15 protein-coding genes are annotated in these 18,911 nt (G+C 66.5%); 8 read left to right on the top strand and 7 right to left on the bottom strand.

Annotation, left to right across the window (positions count from 1 at the left end; genetic code table 11):
• Positions 1 to 65: 65 nt before the first annotated feature.
• The 3 genes from K7711_RS12595 to K7711_RS12585 all read right to left on the bottom strand — a co-directional run bounded on the left by K7711_RS12595 (position 66) and on the right by K7711_RS12585 (position 3,318).
• Positions 66 to 1,760, bottom strand: a complete 1,695-nt coding sequence (locus K7711_RS12595) for an AMP-binding protein (protein WP_222968812.1) — start codon at positions 1,758 to 1,760, stop codon at positions 66 to 68.
• Between the two features lie 200 nt (positions 1,761 to 1,960).
• Entirely contained in the window at positions 1,961 to 2,869 is a 909-nt protein-coding gene (locus K7711_RS12590) for an HpcH/HpaI aldolase/citrate lyase family protein (RefSeq protein WP_222968810.1), read from the bottom strand.
• The gene (locus K7711_RS12585; RefSeq protein ID WP_222969354.1) at positions 2,866 to 3,318 is read right to left on the bottom strand and encodes a MaoC family dehydratase; all 453 of its coding nucleotides are present in this window, start codon (positions 3,316 to 3,318) and stop codon (positions 2,866 to 2,868) included. The genes K7711_RS12590 and K7711_RS12585 overlap by 4 nt, the downstream gene beginning before the upstream one ends.
• Before the next feature lie 199 nt (positions 3,319 to 3,517).
• Here K7711_RS12585 and K7711_RS12580 point away from each other — a divergent pair, with 199 nt between their 5' ends.
• Complete coding sequence (locus K7711_RS12580; protein WP_308014664.1) at positions 3,518 to 4,666, top strand: helix-turn-helix transcriptional regulator; 1,149 nt, start codon at positions 3,518 to 3,520, stop codon at positions 4,664 to 4,666.
• A complete protein-coding gene (locus K7711_RS12575) occupies positions 4,663 to 5,580 on the top strand; it encodes a helix-turn-helix transcriptional regulator (RefSeq protein WP_222968808.1) in 918 nt (305 codons plus the stop codon). Before K7711_RS12580 ends, K7711_RS12575 begins: the two co-directional genes overlap by 4 nt.
• Here K7711_RS12575 and K7711_RS12570 read toward each other — a convergent pair.
• Positions 5,552 to 5,875, bottom strand: coding sequence for a 2Fe-2S iron-sulfur cluster-binding protein (locus K7711_RS12570; RefSeq protein WP_222968806.1), 324 nt, complete (start codon positions 5,873 to 5,875; stop codon positions 5,552 to 5,554). The genes K7711_RS12575 and K7711_RS12570 overlap by 29 nt on opposite strands.
• A gap of 228 nt (positions 5,876 to 6,103) precedes the next feature.
• On the opposite strand from K7711_RS12570, the gene K7711_RS12565 reads away from it, so the two are divergent.
• From K7711_RS12565 to K7711_RS12550, 4 genes are read left to right on the top strand one after another with little or no spacing between them, the layout of a single operon-like run.
• A complete protein-coding gene (locus K7711_RS12565) occupies positions 6,104 to 7,426 on the top strand; it encodes a cytochrome P450 (protein WP_222968804.1) in 1,323 nt (440 codons plus the stop codon).
• A gap of 14 nt (positions 7,427 to 7,440) precedes the next feature.
• A complete protein-coding gene (locus K7711_RS12560; protein WP_222968801.1) occupies positions 7,441 to 8,685 on the top strand; it encodes an NAD(P)/FAD-dependent oxidoreductase in 1,245 nt (414 codons plus the stop codon).
• A 34-nt stretch (positions 8,686 to 8,719) separates the two neighbouring features.
• Positions 8,720 to 9,823, top strand: coding sequence for an NAD(P)-dependent alcohol dehydrogenase (locus K7711_RS12555; protein ID WP_222968799.1), 1,104 nt, complete (start codon positions 8,720 to 8,722; stop codon positions 9,821 to 9,823).
• Between the two features lie 25 nt (positions 9,824 to 9,848).
• On the top strand, positions 9,849 to 11,288 hold the full coding sequence (locus K7711_RS12550; protein WP_222968796.1) for an aldehyde dehydrogenase: 1,440 nt from the start codon (positions 9,849 to 9,851) through the stop codon (positions 11,286 to 11,288).
• A 63-nt stretch (positions 11,289 to 11,351) separates the two neighbouring features.
• Here K7711_RS12550 and K7711_RS48910 read toward each other — a convergent pair whose 3' ends face one another.
• Together K7711_RS48910 and K7711_RS12540 are read right to left on the bottom strand one after the other, a co-directional pair.
• A complete protein-coding gene (locus K7711_RS48910; RefSeq protein WP_222968794.1) occupies positions 11,352 to 13,013 on the bottom strand; it encodes a sigma-54-dependent Fis family transcriptional regulator in 1,662 nt (553 codons plus the stop codon).
• Between the two features lie 380 nt (positions 13,014 to 13,393).
• Entirely contained in the window at positions 13,394 to 14,638 is a 1,245-nt protein-coding gene (locus K7711_RS12540) for an amidohydrolase (RefSeq protein ID WP_222968792.1), read from the bottom strand.
• 456 nt (positions 14,639 to 15,094) lie between these two features.
• On the opposite strand from K7711_RS12540, the gene K7711_RS12535 reads away from it, so the two are divergent.
• Positions 15,095 to 16,558, top strand: coding sequence for an aldehyde dehydrogenase (locus K7711_RS12535; RefSeq protein WP_222968790.1), 1,464 nt, complete (start codon positions 15,095 to 15,097; stop codon positions 16,556 to 16,558).
• Positions 16,559 to 16,659: 101 nt separating this feature from the next.
• Here the strand turns inward: K7711_RS12535 and K7711_RS12530 are convergent, their stop codons facing one another.
• Complete coding sequence (locus tag K7711_RS12530) at positions 16,660 to 17,361, bottom strand: DUF8020 domain-containing protein (RefSeq protein ID WP_222968787.1); 702 nt, start codon at positions 17,359 to 17,361, stop codon at positions 16,660 to 16,662.
• Positions 17,362 to 17,956: 595 nt separating this feature from the next.
• Between K7711_RS12530 and K7711_RS12525 the strand changes: the two genes are divergently transcribed.
• The gene (locus K7711_RS12525) at positions 17,957 to 18,898 is read left to right on the top strand and encodes an LLM class flavin-dependent oxidoreductase (RefSeq protein ID WP_235747023.1); all 942 of its coding nucleotides are present in this window, start codon (positions 17,957 to 17,959) and stop codon (positions 18,896 to 18,898) included.
• Positions 18,899 to 18,911 lie beyond the last annotated feature (13 nt).

Genomic DNA, 18,911 nt, shown 5'->3' with positions numbered 1-18,911 from the left:
CGCGGTCGCATCCGCCTCGTCCGTGGCGATCCCGCGGATGACAGCGACCGATCGACCGGCGATATTCACCGGGCGCCCGCCGCCGTGGGTTGGTTCAGCTCTGCGGCGATCTGCATCCGCAGGATGTGTTTCTGGATCTTTCCGGTCGCCGTCATCGGCAACTGATCGACGGCGATGACGCGCTCGGGCGTCTTCTGGACCGCAACGCCCCGATCGGTCAGATAGGTGCGCAGCTCCTCGACGGTGGGCGCACTGTGCCTGGACTTGGCGACCACGAAGCAACACACCTTCTCACCGAGCCGCTCGTCGGGCATGCCCACGACGGCGAGTGCCACCAGATCCGGATGATCGGCGAGCTTGTCCTCCACCTCGCGAACGCTGATGTTCATCCCGCCGCGAATCACGATGTCCTTGGTGCGACCGGTGACCCGGACGAATCCGGTCGCGTCCATGATGCCGAGATCGCCGGAGCGCGAGAATCCTTCGGGGGTGAAGAGTTCGGCGGTCTCCTGCGCCCGGTTCAGGTACTCGATCATGTGTGACGGGCCGCGATAGGCGATATCGCCCTCGACGCCGCGCGGGACCTCGACACCGTCCGGGCCGACGATCTTCACCTCGGCCCCGGGCAGTGCCGCGCCATCGGAGGTGACGGCGCGCAACGGATCCCCTTGGACGCGGCAGGTGGTCGTCGTGAGGTTCTCGCTGCGTCCGTACAGCGACAGCACGTTCGTCGTCGGCAGCTCGGCTTTGGCATGTTCGACCACGGCGGCCGGGATCGGCGCTCCAGCACAGGTCCACACCCGCAGTGAGGACAGATCCGCCTCGGGATTCTCCTCGGCAGCGGTGATCAGGGTCTGCAGGAAGGTGGTCGCGGTAACCGCTGCGGTGCAACCGAACTTCTGGATGTCGGCCAGACCCTTGACCGGGCTCCACTCGGCCATCAGGTGCGAGGACGCGCCCACGAGCAGCGGCATCAGCACACTGGTCACCAGTCCCGTGGTGTGCGTGATGGGCGATGGACCGAACTGCACGTCGGACTCGGTGTGCCCGAAGGCGACCGTCAATGCGCGCGCACCGGATGCGTACGTGTTGAACGTGTGCACGCACCCCTTCGGACGCGAGGTCGTGCCGGAGGTGTAGACGATGACGAACGGATCATCGGGATGCACCCGGATGTCGAGCGCGGCATCGATCTCCGCGAGATCGACATCGCCGACGATCAGGTCCTCCAGGACGGTGATGTCCCGGCCCGCCAACGATTCACGCTGATCTCCCGGAGCCCGTACCGCGACGATCGCACGCAGGGTCTCCGAGTTCCGGCGGACCTCCTCGAACATGGACAGGTAGTCGAAGCCCTTGAACGCCGCCGGTGCGATCGCCATCCGGACCGAGGCGTCCGCCACCACGTACGAGACCTCGTCTTCGCGATAGATGGGCATGACCGGCACCAGCACCGCGCCGATCCGCGACACCGCCGCCGCGACGACTACGAAAGCGGCCCAGTTGGGCAGCTGAACGGCCACTCGATCACCGGCGGTCAAGCCGGAACGACGCAGCCCCAGGGCAAGTCGCTGCGACTGCTCGTACAGCTGCCCGAAGGTGAGCGCGTGGGTGCCGTCGGTCAGGAACACCTTGTCCGGGTTGGTCTCGGCACGCGAGCGCAGCAGTTCGGTGAAGTTGACATCGGCCCACTGCCCGCGTGCGTAGAACTGCTCGATCTGCGCCTGGGTGTATCTGCCGAGGTTTCGCTCGCTGGTCATGGTGCCCGTCCTCTACCGTGTGCGACACACACACTTCGTCCAAAGATTAGAATGGTTAGACCTAATAGCGCAACCGTTTCGAGCGATCCGCATCACACCTCGAGCATCTGCCGAGCAATCGGACCGCCCCGCCCCGAACCAAGCCTCCACTTCACGGGAGGGGTCGTCACTATTTGGACAGACCAAACATACCATTGCTCTTAGATCTCATTGGAACCTTTTATGGCTGTGATGTGGTTCACCAGCGCCAAGACCCGCTCGGCCTGCTTCAGATGCGGAAGATCGAGCATTTTCCCGTCCAGCGCAACGGTTCCCACATCGGCCGAGAACGCCTCGACCACTCGGCGGGCGAATTCCACTTCATCCGGCGCCGGTGTGAACGCGGCGTTGATCGTGTCGACCTGCCCGGGATGAATGGCGATGCGTCCGCTGAACCCCTCGGCGCGCGCCCGGCGAGAGGACTGCGCGAGTCCTCGATCATCACCGATGTCCACGTACAGCGTCTCGACGACCTCGACCTTCGCGGCACGCCCAGCCATCAAGGTCAGCGATCGAACCAGGCGGTAGGTGGCAGCCCACTCACCCGACGCGTCGAGGTTCGTCGAAGCTCCCAGGGCCGCGCTCAGATCCTCCGCGCCCCAGGTCAATCCATACAGTCGAGGGATACCGGCCGCGGCGAAATCGCCGAGCCGGAACGGCGCGCGGGCGGTTTCGGTGGCGACGGGCAGCACCCGGACACTTCCGGGCTCGAGCCCGTGCGCGGACTCCAATGCCTCGAGATAGTGATGCACCCGGAGGACATCCGCGGGACCGTCGATCTTGGGAATCATGATCCCGGCCGGTCGCGCGGCCACGACAGCCGCCAGATCCGCGAGCGCGTACTCGGTGCCGAGCGGATTCATCCGCACCCACAGCTCGGGACCGCCTGCGGCACAGGGCCCGTCGGCGATGAACTCTGCGACGAGTTGCCGAGCCATCGGTTTGCGGCCCGCGCTGACCGCGTCTTCCAGATCCAGGATCACCGCATCCGCGGACGAGCCCGCGACCTTGCCGATCTTCTTCTCACTGTCCCCGGGCACGAACAGGAACGAGCGGATCGGCGCGGTCACTGCGGCTTCCTGCGCTGCAGGCCCGACCGCTTGCACGAGGCGACCAGCTCCTCGCGCTGGTTGAACGCCTGATGCAGGAACACCACGATGCCCTGATCCGGCCGCGACCTGGAATCACGCAACTCGAGGACTTCGGTGACGACGTGCAGGGTGTCGCCGTGGAACACCGGCTTGGGGAAGCGCACCTCGTCCCAGCCCAGGTTCGCAACGGCCGTGCCCAGCGTGGTGTCCCCGACCGAGATCCCGACCATCAGCCCCAGGGTGAACGCACTGTTCACGATCCGCTGACCGAACGCCGAGTCCTTCATGTACTCCTCGTCGAGGTGCAGCAGCGCCGGGTTGTGCGTCATCGCCGTGAACAGAACGTTGTCCGCCTCGGTCACCGTTCGCCGAATCGGATGCTCGAACCTCTGCCCCACCGTCAGCTCGTCGAACCACACACCAGCCACGTTCGTCACCTCCACGTTCACAGAAACAGTCATATGGTACGACCAAAAGCGTACGACATTCCGCCGCAGCCCGGCAACGAGTCGGCGACTACCATTTTGGACATACCATTTGCGTGGTATGGTGTGCCGCAGGTCACATGACGTCGTCGTCGACGAACACCGCCGCACGTCGTTGACCGTTCGGCTCGAGGAGTGGATGGTGGTTGGGCAATCAGCGACGACGCAGACCAGCTACAACAGCGACGCGTACGTAGCCGAACGAGCATTCACCCAGTTGCTGGAGTTGATCGGCCCGGATCCGGAGCTGTTGCGGCTGCAGGAATTCAATCCGAGCCTGTCCCTGATCCGCGACTACATCAGCCGGGCGCTGCGCGCGGGGCTGCCCTCCCCCGAGGTGACCGCCGACGTCGCCACCATCCTGATGACCGTCGACGGCGCGATCCGCGCGGACCTGTCTCAACGAATTCGCTTGCACAGCAAACAGTTCGGCGGTCTGACACGGGTGGTGCGAGCCATCGACGACAACCCCGACGCTCCCTTGGCACAGGTGCTGACCCGTGAGCTGTGCACGGCACTGGGCTACGGCAAGGCGATGTACTCGCTGGTCTCCGGATCGTCCTGGGCGCCGGTGTGGATCTCGGTCAACCCCGAACTGCGGGGTGGTTTCGATCCGCTGGTGGCCGCGGTGAACGGCAGTGCGATCCCGCTGCACGACGCGCCTCGAGAAGCGGAGCTGGTGCGCCGTCGCCGCCCGTACGCGGTCGGCCCTTCCGAGGTCAGGCGCCATACCTATCGGCCGCTGCTGGACCTGAGCCGACCCGCGGGGTACATCGCGGCCCCCATCGTCGTGGCCGAGCGCGCGATCGCGATCGTGCACGTGGACCGCCACGACAACGACCTGACCGAGGCGGACTTCCATCTGATCACCACACTGGCGCAGGCGTGTGCGCTGGCGACCGAATCGGCACGACTGCGCGCGGCAATCGCCGAGCAGAACCGGCGCACCACAGCGGAATTGGACCGGCTCAACCGCGCGCTGCGCGAACTCGAGCACGGCGGATTGACCCTCGACGACCTCGGCGAGCACTGTCCCGAACCGGAAATCGACGCCGAGATCGGTTCGCGCACAGCACATTATCCCCCGGCGCTCACCGCTCGTGAACGCGATGTGCTCGCCCTCGTCGCCACGGGCGCCACCAATGCGGCGATCTCCCGTCGGCTGTGTATATCCGACGGGACCGTGAAGTCCCATGTACAACGCATATTCAAGAAGATCGGCGTGAGCACCAGAGCCGAGGCCGCCGCGATGTATGCAGGCCGTGCGCCCGCAGCGGAACCACCCGCATGAACACCCCGGCCCACGAGCCGACCGCCACGGAGCTGGTCATGGCCATGCAGCACGCCTCCGGACAGGAACTGATCGAGCTGGGCCGCCGATTCGCCGATCAGCTCGATCGCGAAAAGACACTGCGGGACAACGAGATCAATCAGCTCCGACGCAACACCCAGCGCCTCGATCGGGCGATCGCCGAGCTCATCGCTACCGCCTCCAGCGCGGAGTTGCTCGCTCGGGCGTGCGCCGCGCTGGCGGATATCTGCTCGGTCGGCCCGGTCCTGGCGTCGGGAATCGATCTCGGATCGCATCGGGCGATGCCGGTCACGATCCAGCGGTCCGATGTCGAACATCCTGTCCCACAGGAATATTCACTGACGGCAGGGTCGGCGGAGGCTCGGGTCGTCGAGTCGGGCGTACCGGTCGTCGACCGGCCGGTCGACGCACTGCGGGAATTGTTTCCGCACGTCTGCACGATCCTGCCCGTCGTAGTGGACGATGGGCCCGCCGTGCTGATCCACATAGCGGGCGAATTGGATTCCGCACGAGCCAATTCGGCCGAGCTGCTGATCGAGGTCCTGGGTGGCTGCCTGCAACGACTCGGTCTGGTCGCACGGCGAACTCGACAACTCGAGCTCCTGCGTTCGAGCGGCATCATCCGCGACCAGCCACCGCTCGCCGTGGAGACCGGCGCACCGGCGCGGGCCGCATGGACCGAACCACTGACCGAACGCGAGAGCGAGGTCCTGCGGCTGGTGCTCACCGGGGCATCCAATACCGCCATCGCCACAGAATTGGTGATCACGATCGACACCGTGAAGTCTCATGTGAAGCGCATTTTGCGCAAGGTGGGGGCGACCAACCGCAGTGAATTGATCGCCCGCCATTCGGCCACCGGTCTCACGAACCGTCCGACTGCGCAACCGTGACGGTGATCGTGTCCATTTCCGCGTGCAGAACCAGCTGGCACGCCAGCCGGGAGCACGGTCGCGCGCCGTCGAGGAATTCGAGCAGATCCTGCTCCTCGCCCGACGGCTCTGCGAAGGCGCCGGCGGACTCGCCCTCGATGTAGACGTGACACGTTGCGCATGAACAACTTCCGCCGCACTCGGCGATGATTCCCGGCAGGTTGTTGCGCACGGATCCATCCATCACTGTCTGTCCCGCGGGAACGTCGACCGAACTGGCCGAGCCATCGGGCAATTGATAGACGACGGTGGGCATGAAGTCCTCCTCACGACAGATGAAGTGCTGAACCAGGCAGCGAATTCAGTCTGCGAAGCGGATAACACCGGCACATCCCCACGATGGTCGATTGATACCGGCCATCGGGGTGAGAACCCCACGCAATTGCACCCTTTCTACCGACATTCTTGCGGCAACGGTGTGATGTGACTCACCCATCCCGCTGCCACGCTGGGAACACTTCCCGATCGAGCGAGGAGAGGTTTTATGAGCACCACGGAGCAGGCCACCGAGTTGATCCCGGACACCGTCGCCCGGCAGATCGTCCTTCCCGAGGGCCACCGTGACAACGACGCGCTGTTCGCCGCTTACCGCTGGTTGCGCGAGAACAATCCGCTGGGCCGTGCGGTCGTCGAGGGATACGATCCGCTGTGGCTGGTCAGCAAGCACGCCGACATCATGGAGATCGAGCGACAGCCCGAGATCTTCACCAGCGCCGGCGGCCAGGACAAGGGCTCGGTCAACCCCATTCTGGCGAACCGGGCCGGTGACGAGTTCACCAAGAGCATCAACAACGGCAGCCTGCGGATTCTCGAGACGCTCACCTATCTCGATCCGCCCGAGCACACCGAGATCAAAGATATTGCGCTGGACTGGTTCCGGCCGCAGAACCTGGCCCAGTGGGAGTCTGTGATCCGCGGCCTGGCCAAGTCCGCGGTGGCGCGGCTGCTCGAGACCGACGGGCGCATCGACTTCGTCAAGGACTTCGCGCTGCAGTACCCGCTGCACGTCATCATGAGCCTGTTCGGCGTGCCCGAATCCGATGAGCCCCGGATGATGTCGCTGACCCAGGAGTTCTTCGGCACCGCCGATCCCGACGCCGCGCGCGAGGATGTGGAGCAGCTCAGCCCGGACGCCGCGGCCAAGCAGTGGGTCGCCACGATCCAGGACTTCTACGCGTATTTCGAAGCGCTGCTTCAGGATCGGCGACAGAGTCCGCGCGACGACCTGGCCACCGTCATCTCCCAAGCCCGCAACTCCGACGGCGAGTACTACCCGAACGAGACGGCCTACGGCTATTTCATCGCCATCGCGACCGCGGGCCACGACACGACCTCCAGCACCCTCGCCGGCGGCATGCTCGAATTGGCGCGCAACCCCGAACAGCTCGAACTCGTGCGCAACGATCTGTCGTTGGTGCCGCACCTGGTGAACGAGTCGCTGCGCTGGGCATCGCCAGTGAAGCACTTCATGCGCACCGCAACGCAGGATTACACGTTGCGCGGGCGCGAGATTCACGCGGGCGACCGCTTCATGCTGCTCTATCAGTCGGGTAACCGGGACGCCGAGGCCAACCCGAACCCGGACACTTTCGACCTCACCCGTCGCCCGAACAAGCACATCGCGTTCGGCTACGGGCCGCACATGTGCATCGGACAGCATCTGGCCAAGCTCGAACTCCGGGTCATGCTCGAAGAGCTCGTGCCGCACGTGAAGTCGATGAGCCCGACCGCCGACACGCGGTTCATCCAGACCAACTTCGTGGGCGGGCTCAAGAACATGCCCGTCGCGATCGAGTTCGATCGGTAACCACGGTGCACACGATGGACCCGGCGCACACCGTGGTGATCGTCGGTGCGGGGCAGGCCGGTGGAACGCTCGCCGGTCTGCTCCGGCAACAGAAGTTCCCCGGGCGCGTGCTTCTGGTCGGCGCGGAGTCCGACCCGCCCTACCATCGACCGCCGCTGTCGAAGAAGTACGACGGCGAGGACTACCTCCAGTGGCTGCGTCCCGAATCGTTCTACGCCGACAACGACATCGAGCTGCGTCTGGCCGACCCGGCGGTCGGCATCGACCGCGCGGCGCGCACGGTGAGCCTGCGGTCCGGTGCGGTCCTGCCCTACGGGACCTTGGTCCTCGCGACCGGCGCCAAGCCTCGCGCACTCCCGGTTCCGGGAGCCGATCTGCCCGGAGTGCTCGCCTTGCGCACACTCACCGACGCCGTCGCTCTGCGCACCGCGGTGCTGGCCGACGCGCGGCTGGCCATCGTCGGCGCGGGCTATGTCGGATTGGAGGTCGCCGCCGCGGCGCGCGCTCGCGGCTGCGAGGTCACAGTGGTCGAACGCGAGGAGCGGGTCCTCGCCCGCGTCGCCAGCCCGGAGCTGTCCCGGATTCTGACCGACAGCCATCGCGCGCGTGGCACTCGAATCCTGACCGGGACCGATGTCGGCGCGGTGCTCGGTGACGGCCTGCGAGTGCGCGGCATCCGGCTGGCCGACGGCACCGAAATCGATTGCGACACAGTGCTCGTCGGGATCGGAGCGGTGCCCGAGGATAACCTCGCGCGGGACGCGGGCCTCGAGTGTCTCGCGGGAGTCGTCGTCGACGCTGCCGCGCGCACCAGCGACCCGCACATCCTGGCGATCGGCGATGTCACCCACCGGATGCACGAGGGCCTGGGCACACTCGTACGGCTGGAGAGCATTCCGAGCGCGACCGAGCAGGCCAAGCAGGCCGCGGCGGTCATCACCGGTACGGCGGTTCCCCCGCACGAGGTGCCGTGGTTCTGGTCGGACCAGTTCGACCTGAAGATGAAGATGGCGGGCGTTCTCACTCCCGGCACCGAGGCCGTCCTGCGCGGCGATCCCGGTTCGGGCTCGTGCGCGTTGTTCCACCTGGATTCCGAAGGAATTCCGCGCAGCGTCGAAACCATCAATGCCGCAGCCGATTTCATGGCCGGAAAGAAGTTCATCGGCAGCCGGACCCGGTTGAACCGGACCGCCTTGGCCGACCCCGGCACTCCCCTGCGCGAGGTCACGCAGGACTCGATCACACCCCCGGCCGCCTGACCGCGCCCGGTGTAGCAGAACGAAGGATACGAACATGCAGGCACTCGCCGCAGTCGCACGCACGCCACAGGGCGAATTCACGCTCGAGACCATCACCATCGACGGCCCGAAGTCCGGCGAGGTGCTGGTCAAGGTGGAGGCCGTCGGAATATGTCACACGGATCTGGCCGCCCGCGACGGGGCACTCCCGGTCTCCCTGCCCGCGGTGTTCGGCCACGAAGGCTGCGGCGTCGTCGAGGCGGTCGGCGCGGGCGTCACCAAGGTATCGCCCGGTGACCGAGTCGGGATCACCTTCGCCAGCTGCGGGACCTGTCCGTCGTGCCTGGCCGAATTCCCCTCCTACTGCCACAATTTCATGCACCTCAACTACGACGGCGTGCGCGTCGACGGCACCGGTCCGCTGTCCGGCGGTGACGAGGCGATCACCGGTTTCTTCTTCGGACAGTCCTCGTTCGCCACCTACAGCCTGGCGCTGGAACGCAATGTGGTGAAAGTGCCCGCGGACCTTCCGGCCGAGATCATCGCCCCGATCGGCTGCGGCATCCAGACCGGCGCCGGAGCGGTGATGCGTTCGCTCGCCTGCCGGGCGGGTTCGGCGCTGCTGGTCGCCGGCGCCGGTTCGGTCGGACTGGCCGCGGTGATGGCCGCAGTGGTGCGCGAGTGCGCGACCGTCATCGTCGTCGAACCACACGCCTCGCGCCGGGCCCTGGCCCTCGAACTCGGCGCGACCCACGCACTGGACCCCGCCGACGGTCCGGTCGCGGAGCAGGTGCGCGCCATCGTTCCCGGCGGCGTCGACTACGCCATCGACACCTCGGGTATCCCGGCCGTCATCGACGGCCTGGTGAAGTCGATGACCTTCCACGGAACCCTCGGCCTGATCGGGGTTCCCGCGAATCCCGAAGCGGCACTGCCGCTCACGGTGATCGAAACGCTGGTGCTGGGGATCACCGTCATCGGCATCATCGAAGGCGACAGCGTCCCGGACGAATTCATCCCCGAACTCATCGATCTGTTCCGGGCCGGGCGATTCCCGATCGACAAGCTGGTCTCGACCTTCCCGTTCACCAAGATCAACGACGCCGTCACCGCACAGCATCACGGCGAGGTGCTCAAGCCGGTTCTCGTCCACGAGTGATCCGTTCCCCGCAGAAAGCACAACCATGACCATCGATTACACCGATCTCTATCTCGACGGACGCTGGGTCGCACCGGCCACGAATTCGGTTGTCCCCGTGATATCCCCGAGCACCGAAGCACGCATCGGCTCGGTCCCCGAAGGCAGCGAAGCCGATATCGACGCCGCGGTCTCAGCCGCCAGAACAGCTTTCGACGATCCCTCCGGCTGGGCGCACTGGGACGGCAAACGTCGCGCGGACGCACTCGCGCTGTTCGCCGAGCAATTGCAGGCGCGCGGCGAGGAGACCGCCACCCGGGTCAGCAGTCAGAACGGCATGCCGATCAGCCTGGCCCGCCAGTTCGAAAGTGGTTTTCCCGCACTGTTGTTGCAGTACTACGGCGAGATGGCGGTCGATTCCCAGGACGAGGTCCGCCCCGGCATGCTGGGCGGTTCCACTGTCGTGACCCGATCCCCGATCGGCGTCGTCGCAGCCATCGTTCCGTGGAACGTCCCGCAAGCTATCACCTTCCTGAAGCTCGCCCCCGCCCTGGCGGCCGGCTGCACCGTCGTGCTCAAACCGGCACCCGAAACCGTCCTCGATGCCTTTCTCATGGCCGAGGCCGCGGCCGCGGCAGGTCTGCCGCCCGGAGTCCTCAACGTCGTGCCCGGGGGTCGCGAGCTCGGCGCCTACCTCGTCGGTCATCCGGGAGTGGACAAGGTGTCCTTCACCGGCTCCACCGCTGCCGGTCGGGCGATCGCGCGCACCTGCGGCGACCTGCTCCGTCCGGTCACCCTGGAGTTGGGCGGCAAGTCGGCCGCCATCGTGCTCGACGACGCGAACCTCACCGACGACATCGAATCCTTCTTCGGCGCAACGATGTTGAACAACGGACAGATCTGCTGGCTGTGCACCCGCGTGCTGGCGCCGGCCACGCGCTACGACGAGATCGTCGACATCGTGACCGACCTCGCCCGCAACACCGCCGTCGGTGATCCGCTCTCGGACACCACGCAGATGGGCCCGTTGGTCTCGCAGCGGCAACGCGATCGTGTGGAGGGCTACATCGCCGCCGGGCGAAACGACGGTGGCCGCGTCACCACGGGCGGTCAGCGAGTCGCCGAGCGTGGATGGTTCATCGAGCCGACGGTTTTCGCCGACGTCCGCCCCGAACACACCATCGCACGGGAGGAGATATTCGGCCCTGTGCTGTCCGTGATCAGCTACACCGACGAGGACGATGCGGTGGCGATCGCCAACAGTTCGCAATACGGTCTGGGCGGCACGGTCTGGACCGCCGACGCCGAGCGGGGCGCCCAATTCGCCCGGCGAATCGCCTCGGGCACAGTCGGAATCAACGGGTATGCCAACGACCCGACCGCGCCGTTCGGCGGAATCAAGAACAGCGGAATGGGCCGAGAACTGGGCCCCGAAGGTCTGTCGTCCTACCAGAACCTCAAGAGTATCTACCTCGACGTTCGCTGATACCACACGCCCGGGGTTCTCCCTCGGGCGTGTAAGGCGAACGCCCGCTTCAGGTTCCGGCCGTCAGCCGGTGATGCGCAGGGCGCGCATCCGGCTGTAGAGGGTGGTGCGGCTGATGCCGAGTTGCCGGGCGGCACGCTGTTTGTTGCCGCCGCAGGTACGCAGGACACCGACTATCGCCTCGTATTCGGCGCGTTCGAGCACTCCCACCCCTCGTCGCGGGCCGGACCGATAGCGCTCGGGCAGATCGCCGGGCGTCACGGAACCGGCCGAGCGGCGCTCCAGGCTCGCACACACGACCGCGTGCAGTTCCCGTACATTACCCGGCCACGGCTGCGCGGCGAGTGCGGCCAGCGCCGCGGCTGTGAAGTGCACATCCGCGCCCGCGCCAACAGTTTTCGCTATGTCGCGCACCAGATTCGGGATATCGCCGGTGCGCTCGGACAGCGCGGTGAGTTCGATGTGTTGCTCACATGCGGCAGCCAGCACGGCCGAATATCCGGTCAGCTCACCCACGCGGCGACCCGTGAGCACCGCCCGATTCGGCATCGAGTCCAGCAGCCGGTGCAGGCGCACGCCGCACCATTCCGGCAGCAGGTGAACATCTTCCGCGATCAGGACCGTCGCGGCATCCTGCGTGAGCATCTCGGTCAGCTGCTGCCAGTCCCGATCCGCCACGGTGTCGGCGCCGTCGAGTAGCGCGACCGGGCTGTCGCCGGCCAACGCGTGTGCCGCCGTGGTCCGGCCCGTTCCGGGCGCGCCCCCGACGTATACGGGCCGATCGGTCACGGCGGTTGCCTCGTTCAGTGGTTGCGAATTCCCCTGTTCGGCATCGTGTTCGAGCGGAACCGGCGTGAGTTCGAGCAGAACGGCATCGAGTCCGGGCTCGACCACTCGCATCCGGGCGGAAATCAGCTGGCCCGACAACAATTCGATCACCTCGGTGCGCTCGGCCGATCGCCGCGCAGGACGAACCGTCATCTCGGCGGCCAGCATGCTGAGCCGGGAGTGATCGGCGGGGCTCAGCAGTTCGGTGGCGGCCGGACTCGCCAGAATCACACCGGCAGCGACCCCGATCACGGGCCGGTCGTGCCCGCTGGTCGCGATCTGGAACTCCGCGAGCAGCCGCCGCTCGGTGCGGCGGCCGATCTCCAGCAGGTTCGCCTCCACATCCCGGATAGATTGCGCCACAATCGGTTTCAACAGCGGCGTGTAATCCGCGGACAGGCAGGTGATGTCGAGCACGCCCTCCAGCCGTCGCGTCACCGGATGCACGATCGGCTGGCCGTAGCAGCTGAACGCCTTGAACGGCTCGAGGAAGTGCTCCTCACCGTGCACCAGGACGCCACGGCGCAACTCGTGCGCGGTCGCGATGGAATTCGTCCCGGTGGTTTCCTCGAGGAAGACGCCGCCCGCGACGGCACCCACCCCCTCCAGGCGATCGCGCAGCCTCGTAGAACCGACCGGATCGTCGGCGATGCGCGAATCGCGGTCGGCCAGCAGCACACAGCAGGGCGCGTCGGACAGTTGATCGGCGAGCCTGGACAGCACCGGCGTCGCGGCGGTGATCAACCGGGTGCGGCGACGGGCGGCATCGGGTTCGAACCGCATGTTCGCCGCTCCGGGATCCAACCCGCTGATCCGCGATCGCTTCCAGGACAGCGCGATCTCCGGCCGCAGCCGGACGTCCGCGGTCTCGACTCCGTTGTCGTCGTCCGGGTACACCGCACCCCTCCTGCCACGTCTCGCCGGCGCGTTCGCGACGGCCCGACTACCTCGTCCGGCCGCTCCGCCGGACCCTGACCCGACCCGGATATACGGCGCGACCGACCCCCATCGGCCGCAGCGCCGCCGTCGGATGAGGATGCGGCCGCCGGAGGCACTGCGTCGCACCGATGTGTACTGAGTCACAGTAGATATGGGTATTGAATGCAGACAAATACTGATTTCAGTCCGATTGAGATGTGCAGGTTATCAATAGGGCTTCGGGTAGGGACCGGGCATTCGACCGAGGGAACCGGACACCGCGGGCTCATCGGTAACAGCCGAGATGCTGGGGTATGTCGACGACCGAAATCTGCCCGGCCGCGGCCCGATCAGGGACGCTACTGGGGACCTGCGCTGGCGCCACCGAGCCAGGCCAGGGCGGCGGTGGTCAGGGCTTTGACGCCGGTGTCCAGGGTGGGTTGCAGAACCGGCGCGAAGAACGGGCTGTGGTTGACCGGAATATCCTGAGCTACAGCGCCTTTCGCCTCTGCTTCGGCGTAGCTCTGCGGGTCGGCGCCGCCGATCCCCCAGTAGGTGTACGGCACTCCGAATGCCCGGGGCAGATCGCTCATGTCCTCGCTGGCGGTCTGCAGATCGATGGTGTGCGCGTCGGTACCGAAGTAGTCCGCGAACGCCCGAGCCACCTTCTCGGTCGGCGCCTCGTCGTTGATAGTCGGCGGAAAGGCTGCGATGCGCTCGATTTCAGGCTCTTCGGGCGATCGGGAGGCGGTGGCCTCGGCGCGGACGATGCGTTCGACCGCATCGAGGACCTGCTTTCGGGTGGCGTTATCGTACGTGCGGATGTTCAGTTGCAACACGGCGCGGTCGGGAATGACGTTGGGGCCGGTTCCGGAGGTGATGCTGCCGACGGTCAGCACGGCCGGAGTGGTCGCCGCGAGTTCACGGGACACCACTGTCTGCAAGCGCACCACCACCATCGCGGCCATCACCACCGGATCGATCCCGGCCTGCGGCATGGAACCGTGCGCGCCCCGTCCGTGCAGGGTGATCTTCAGGCTGTCCGCGGCCGACAGGAACGAACCCGCGCGGGTGCCGACGTACCCGGCCGGGTATGGCAGAACATGTTGCGCGAGAACGACATCCGGGTGGGGACAAGTGTCGGCCAGACCGTCCCGGACCATGGCGGTCGCACCGTCACCGTTCTCCTCGGACGGCTGGAACAGCACCACCAGCGTCCCGGCCCAGGCATCGGTCGCCGCGGCCATCAGGCGTGCGAATCCGGCCATCGCGGCGACGTGGACGTCGTGCCCGCACGCGTGCATCACGCCCTCGGCCTCCGACGCATACGGCAGCCCGGTCTGCTCGGTCACCGGGAGCGCGTCCATATCCGCACGCAACATGACCGTAGGCCCCTCGCCGTTGCGGAGCACACCGATCACACCGGTACCGCCGATGCCCTCGGTGACCGTGTACCCGGCCTCGTGCAGCACGCCCGCGGCCCTACCGGCCGTGCGATGCTCCTGAAAACCTAGTTCGGGATGCCGGTGCAGGTCACGATAGAAGTCCTCGACCCAGTCACGAATCTTCTCGAGACCGCCCAGCACCGTGGCACTACTCGTCATGACCGATGTCCTTTCCTGATGCGGGTGGAGCCGGATGTCCTGCGGGTGGAGAGCTGCACTCACGCCGACAGTGAGGTCAGCAAACATTCAGTATCTATTCGCCTCTGGATCGAACACACTGAAAGATAGTCTAAATCGGCAGGACAACCACCGCAGTCGACAACAGAGGCAGCGCTCCAGCAATCATCCGAGGACGGCGCAGGCTATTCGCTCGATTTCGCGCGAGACCGCCCGGATCACGTGGCGCAGCCGGTCGACAGTGCTGGTCGGCACCACCGATGCCCTGCCACCGGCCGAGTGTTCATGATTTGAACACAGCAGCCCCTCGCCGCGCTTCTACGTTTGCTGTGTCGCCGAGATCGATACTGCGGCCGCGGATTCCGAACCATGCACCCCTCGGGTTCGTGCCGACTTACCAACGATCGCTTGTCCCGCAACAACTTCCAGGAGTCGACGATGACACTGTCCGCCCCCGAAACACTCATCTACAGCAGCTTGTTCATCGGCGGCGACTGGGTGAAGCCCAGCACGGACCGGGTGATCACCCCGATCGATGCGAGTACCGAGCAGCCGCTGGGCAGCGTCCCCGACGCCGCCGAGGCCGATGTGGACAGCGCCGTTGCCGCGGCGCGTGCCGCATTCGACGCTCCGAACGGATGGTCCGGTTGGGAACCCGTCCGCCGCGCGGAGGTCATGCTCCGGCTCGCCGATGCCATCGACGCTCGCGCCGAGAAGTTCGTCGCTCGGGTCAGCGCACAGAACGGCATGCCCGTCGCGGTGGCCCGCCAACTCGAAATCGGTTATCCCAGTGCGGTATTGCGATACTATGCCGGTCTGGCCGAGGACCTGACGCTCACCGAGACGCGCGAGGGCCTGTTCGGTGGCCCGATCGATGTGCGCCGGGTGCCGGTAGGGGTGGTCGCGGCGATCGTGCCGTGGAATTTCCCGCAGGCGCTGTCGATGTTCAAGATCGCCCCCGCGATGGCCGCCGGATGCACTGTCGTGATCAAACCGTCCCCGGAGACGGTGCTGGATGCGTATCTGTTCGCCGAAGCCGTCGAGGCGGCCGGAGTCCCCGCGGGCGTGATCAACATCGTGCCCGGTGGTCGCGAGGTCGGCGCCTATCTGGTCGCCCACCGCGGGGTGGACAAGGTCGCCTTCACCGGATCGACCGAGGCGGGCCGCACGATCGCGGAGACCTGCGGTCGCCTGCTACGACCGGTGACCCTCGAACTCGGCGGCAAATCCGCCGCCATCGTCCTGGACGATGCCGACCTCGACCTCGCCAGGATCGGCGAGGGACTGTTCGGCTCGACCCTGCTCAACAACGGTCAGACCTGCTTCCTGGGCACCCGGGTGCTGGCGCCGCGCAGCCGGTACGACGAAGTGGTCGACGCTTTCACCGCCCTGGCCGGGTCATTGACCGTCGGCGCGGCCGCGGACCCCACCACCCAGATCGGGCCGATGGCCACCGCGAAGCAGCGCGAACGTGTAGAGACCTACATCGCCCGGGGGCGGAGCGAAGGCGCGCGCATCACGGTCGGCGGCGGCCGTCCGGCACATCTGGACCGCGGATGGTTCGTGGAACCCACGGTTTTCGCCGACGTCGACAACAGCGCCGTGGTCGCCCGCGAGGAGATATTCGGACCGGTACTGTCGCTGATCGCCTACGACGACCTCGACGATGCCGTCCGCATCGCCAACGACTCCGATTTCGGGCTCGGCGGCACCGTCTGGACCGGCGATCCCGAACGCGGTGCGGCCCTTGCCCATCGGGTCCACACCGGCACCATCGGGGTCAACCGCTACATTCCCGATCCCGCCGCTCCCTTCGGCGGAGTCAAGGCCAGTGGCCTGGGCCGCGAACTCGGCCCGGAGGGTCTTGCCGGGTATCTGCAGTTCCAGACGATCTACCGCTGACCGGATTTCGCGAACCCGCGAATGGTCGCGCCCGATTCGAAAAATCGCCGGGCGCGACCATCCGGTCCCGCATTCATGTGCGGGTCATGTCGCCGATTCCCCTACTTTGCAGGGCTGGACGGGAATGGCTGGTTGATCGTGGTGAAGTATTGGATCGCCGCGATCACCGCCGCCGGGGCGGTCACCAATAGTTGCCCAGCCAGCGTGCCCAGAGCGCCGACGGCGATGATGCCGCCCAGGCAGCCGATGGCGGCGGCGGGAATGAAAGGCCCGAACATGCCGACAATGGTTGCCGCGGCGACGGTGGCACCGGCGATGCCGCCCAGCACACACCCGACCGCCCCGCCGGTGACGCCGCCGACGAGGGTGCCGACCGTCGCGCCGGTGGTGATGGTGGAGGCCAGCCGGTTCCACGCGGCCTGCTCACGGTCGTACGGGGTCTTCCACGGCGCGGAGTCCTCGAACGGCAACGCCACCGGCTTGTACACCGCATGCGCCAGATCGAACTGCGGAGTCAGCACCGCGGTCCGGTCGTGGATGTCCGCGGCGATCGGGAAGACGAAATCATCCACCCGGAAAGACAATTCGGAACCGGCCAGCACGGTGCCATTGGGGGCCTCGATCTTGAACACGCCGTTGTCGTTGGTGAGTGACCCGGCGTCGGTGGCGATGGTGGTCGCCTTCGCCGTCGTGGTGGCCTTGTAGTGCACCGCTGGGTCACCGGCCGCAGGCTGTGCGGCGGCCACTCCGGCCGGCAGCAGTGTTGCGGCGACCAGGGCCGCACCGATAATTGAATTCCTCATCTTATTTTTCTTTCTCGGGTGTTTCCGACGGGGAAATATCTGCCATCTTTCAGGCACGCAAAAGCGAGCAGGTAGACCGAATTTCGACGCTCACACTGCCCGTATCGATGACGATCGCGGGCGGCGCGACTCGAATGGTCGATCAGGGACGGAAATGCGGCGATACTCCGACGATTTCGCATCGAAAACCGGCTCAGGGTTTATATGAATCATTCCGATCGGCCGACGGCGATCGGCTCTCTCTGCTAATTCGGCCGCAGGCCATGGGCAACGGTCACTTGCCAACTCCCTCGACGGTGTAGTCGACGCGGTCGGATATCCCGACCTCACGCAGCTTCTCGTTGACGATCATCTGCTCCACAGGCTAGGCCGGGCCGTCACCGACCGGCGCCACGTCCCGGTGGCCGGGATCCTCGCGTAGCCGGGCATCATCGGCGATGCTGCCGCTGTAGCGCCGATAGCAAGTGGGGTGCGTCACAGTCGCACACTGTAGAATGGTCAGTCCATTCCGTCAAGCATGCCAATCAGGAGTCGCGAACGGCCCGTTCGCCACCCCCTTGCCACCGGACCGTTTTTGGCCATATGGTCAGTCCATATGAGTTCGAAGGAGGCAACGGTGTCGCTTCGTATCGGCCTGTCGGCAACCGACGCACTGCTCGTCGCGGACCCGAAGGCACGCCGGGCACTACTGGACGCGGCCGCCGGCGCGGGTCTGGATCACATCACCGTCGGCGATCACATCAGTTTTCACGGCGGAACCGGATTCGACGGCATGGTCTCGGCGACCTCGGTGCTGTCCACGCACGACACGATCTCGGTGGTCATCGGCGTCTATCTGCTCGGGTTGCGGCATCCCATGCTCGCGGCCCGCCAGATCGCGACCCTCGCACAACTCGCGCCGGGGCGGCTGGTGCTGGGGGTGGGCGTCGGCGGCGAAGACCGTTCGGAGATAACGAATTCGGGCGTCGAGCCGCGCACTCGCGGCCGCCGAATGGACGAGACACTCACCCTGCTGCGCGCGCTGCTGTCCGGGGACGAGGTGACGCACAGCGGGGAATTCTTCGCCCTCGATCGCGCCCGGATCCTGCCCGCGCCGGACCCCGCCGTCCCGATCATCATCGGCGGGCGTGGCGAGGCGGCGATCGAGCGCACCGCCGCGCACGGTGACGGCTGGCTGGCCATCTTCGCCACCGCCAGCAGGTTCGCGCGGACGCGGGAGAAAATCCTCGCCGCCGCGGCCGAACGGGGCAGGGCGCCACACACTTTCGGGGTGAATGTCTGGTGCGGGCTCGACGAGGATCCGGCAACGGCCGATCGACTCGTCGGCGAGCAGATGCAGGCGCTGTACCGACTGCCCCGGGACAAGTTCCGTCATCTGGCCCCGGCGGGCACACCCGAACAGGTCGCCGAATGGCTGTCGAGCTACGTCGAGGCCGGCGCGGACACCATTACCCTGATTCCGGCGGCACGCTCGCACGAGGCCGCCGTGGAATTCGTCGCACAGGTCCGCGCACTGCTGCTCGATTCGCTCGGCTGAACCGGAGCCTTCG

Origin of the sequence: Nocardia coffeae (genome assembly GCF_019890715.1) — a bacterium.
GTDB lineage: Bacteria > Actinomycetota > Actinomycetes > Mycobacteriales > Mycobacteriaceae > Nocardia > Nocardia jiangxiensis.
Note: the sequence above shows the minus strand (reverse complement) of the source record. Positions and strands in the feature narration are given on the sequence as shown.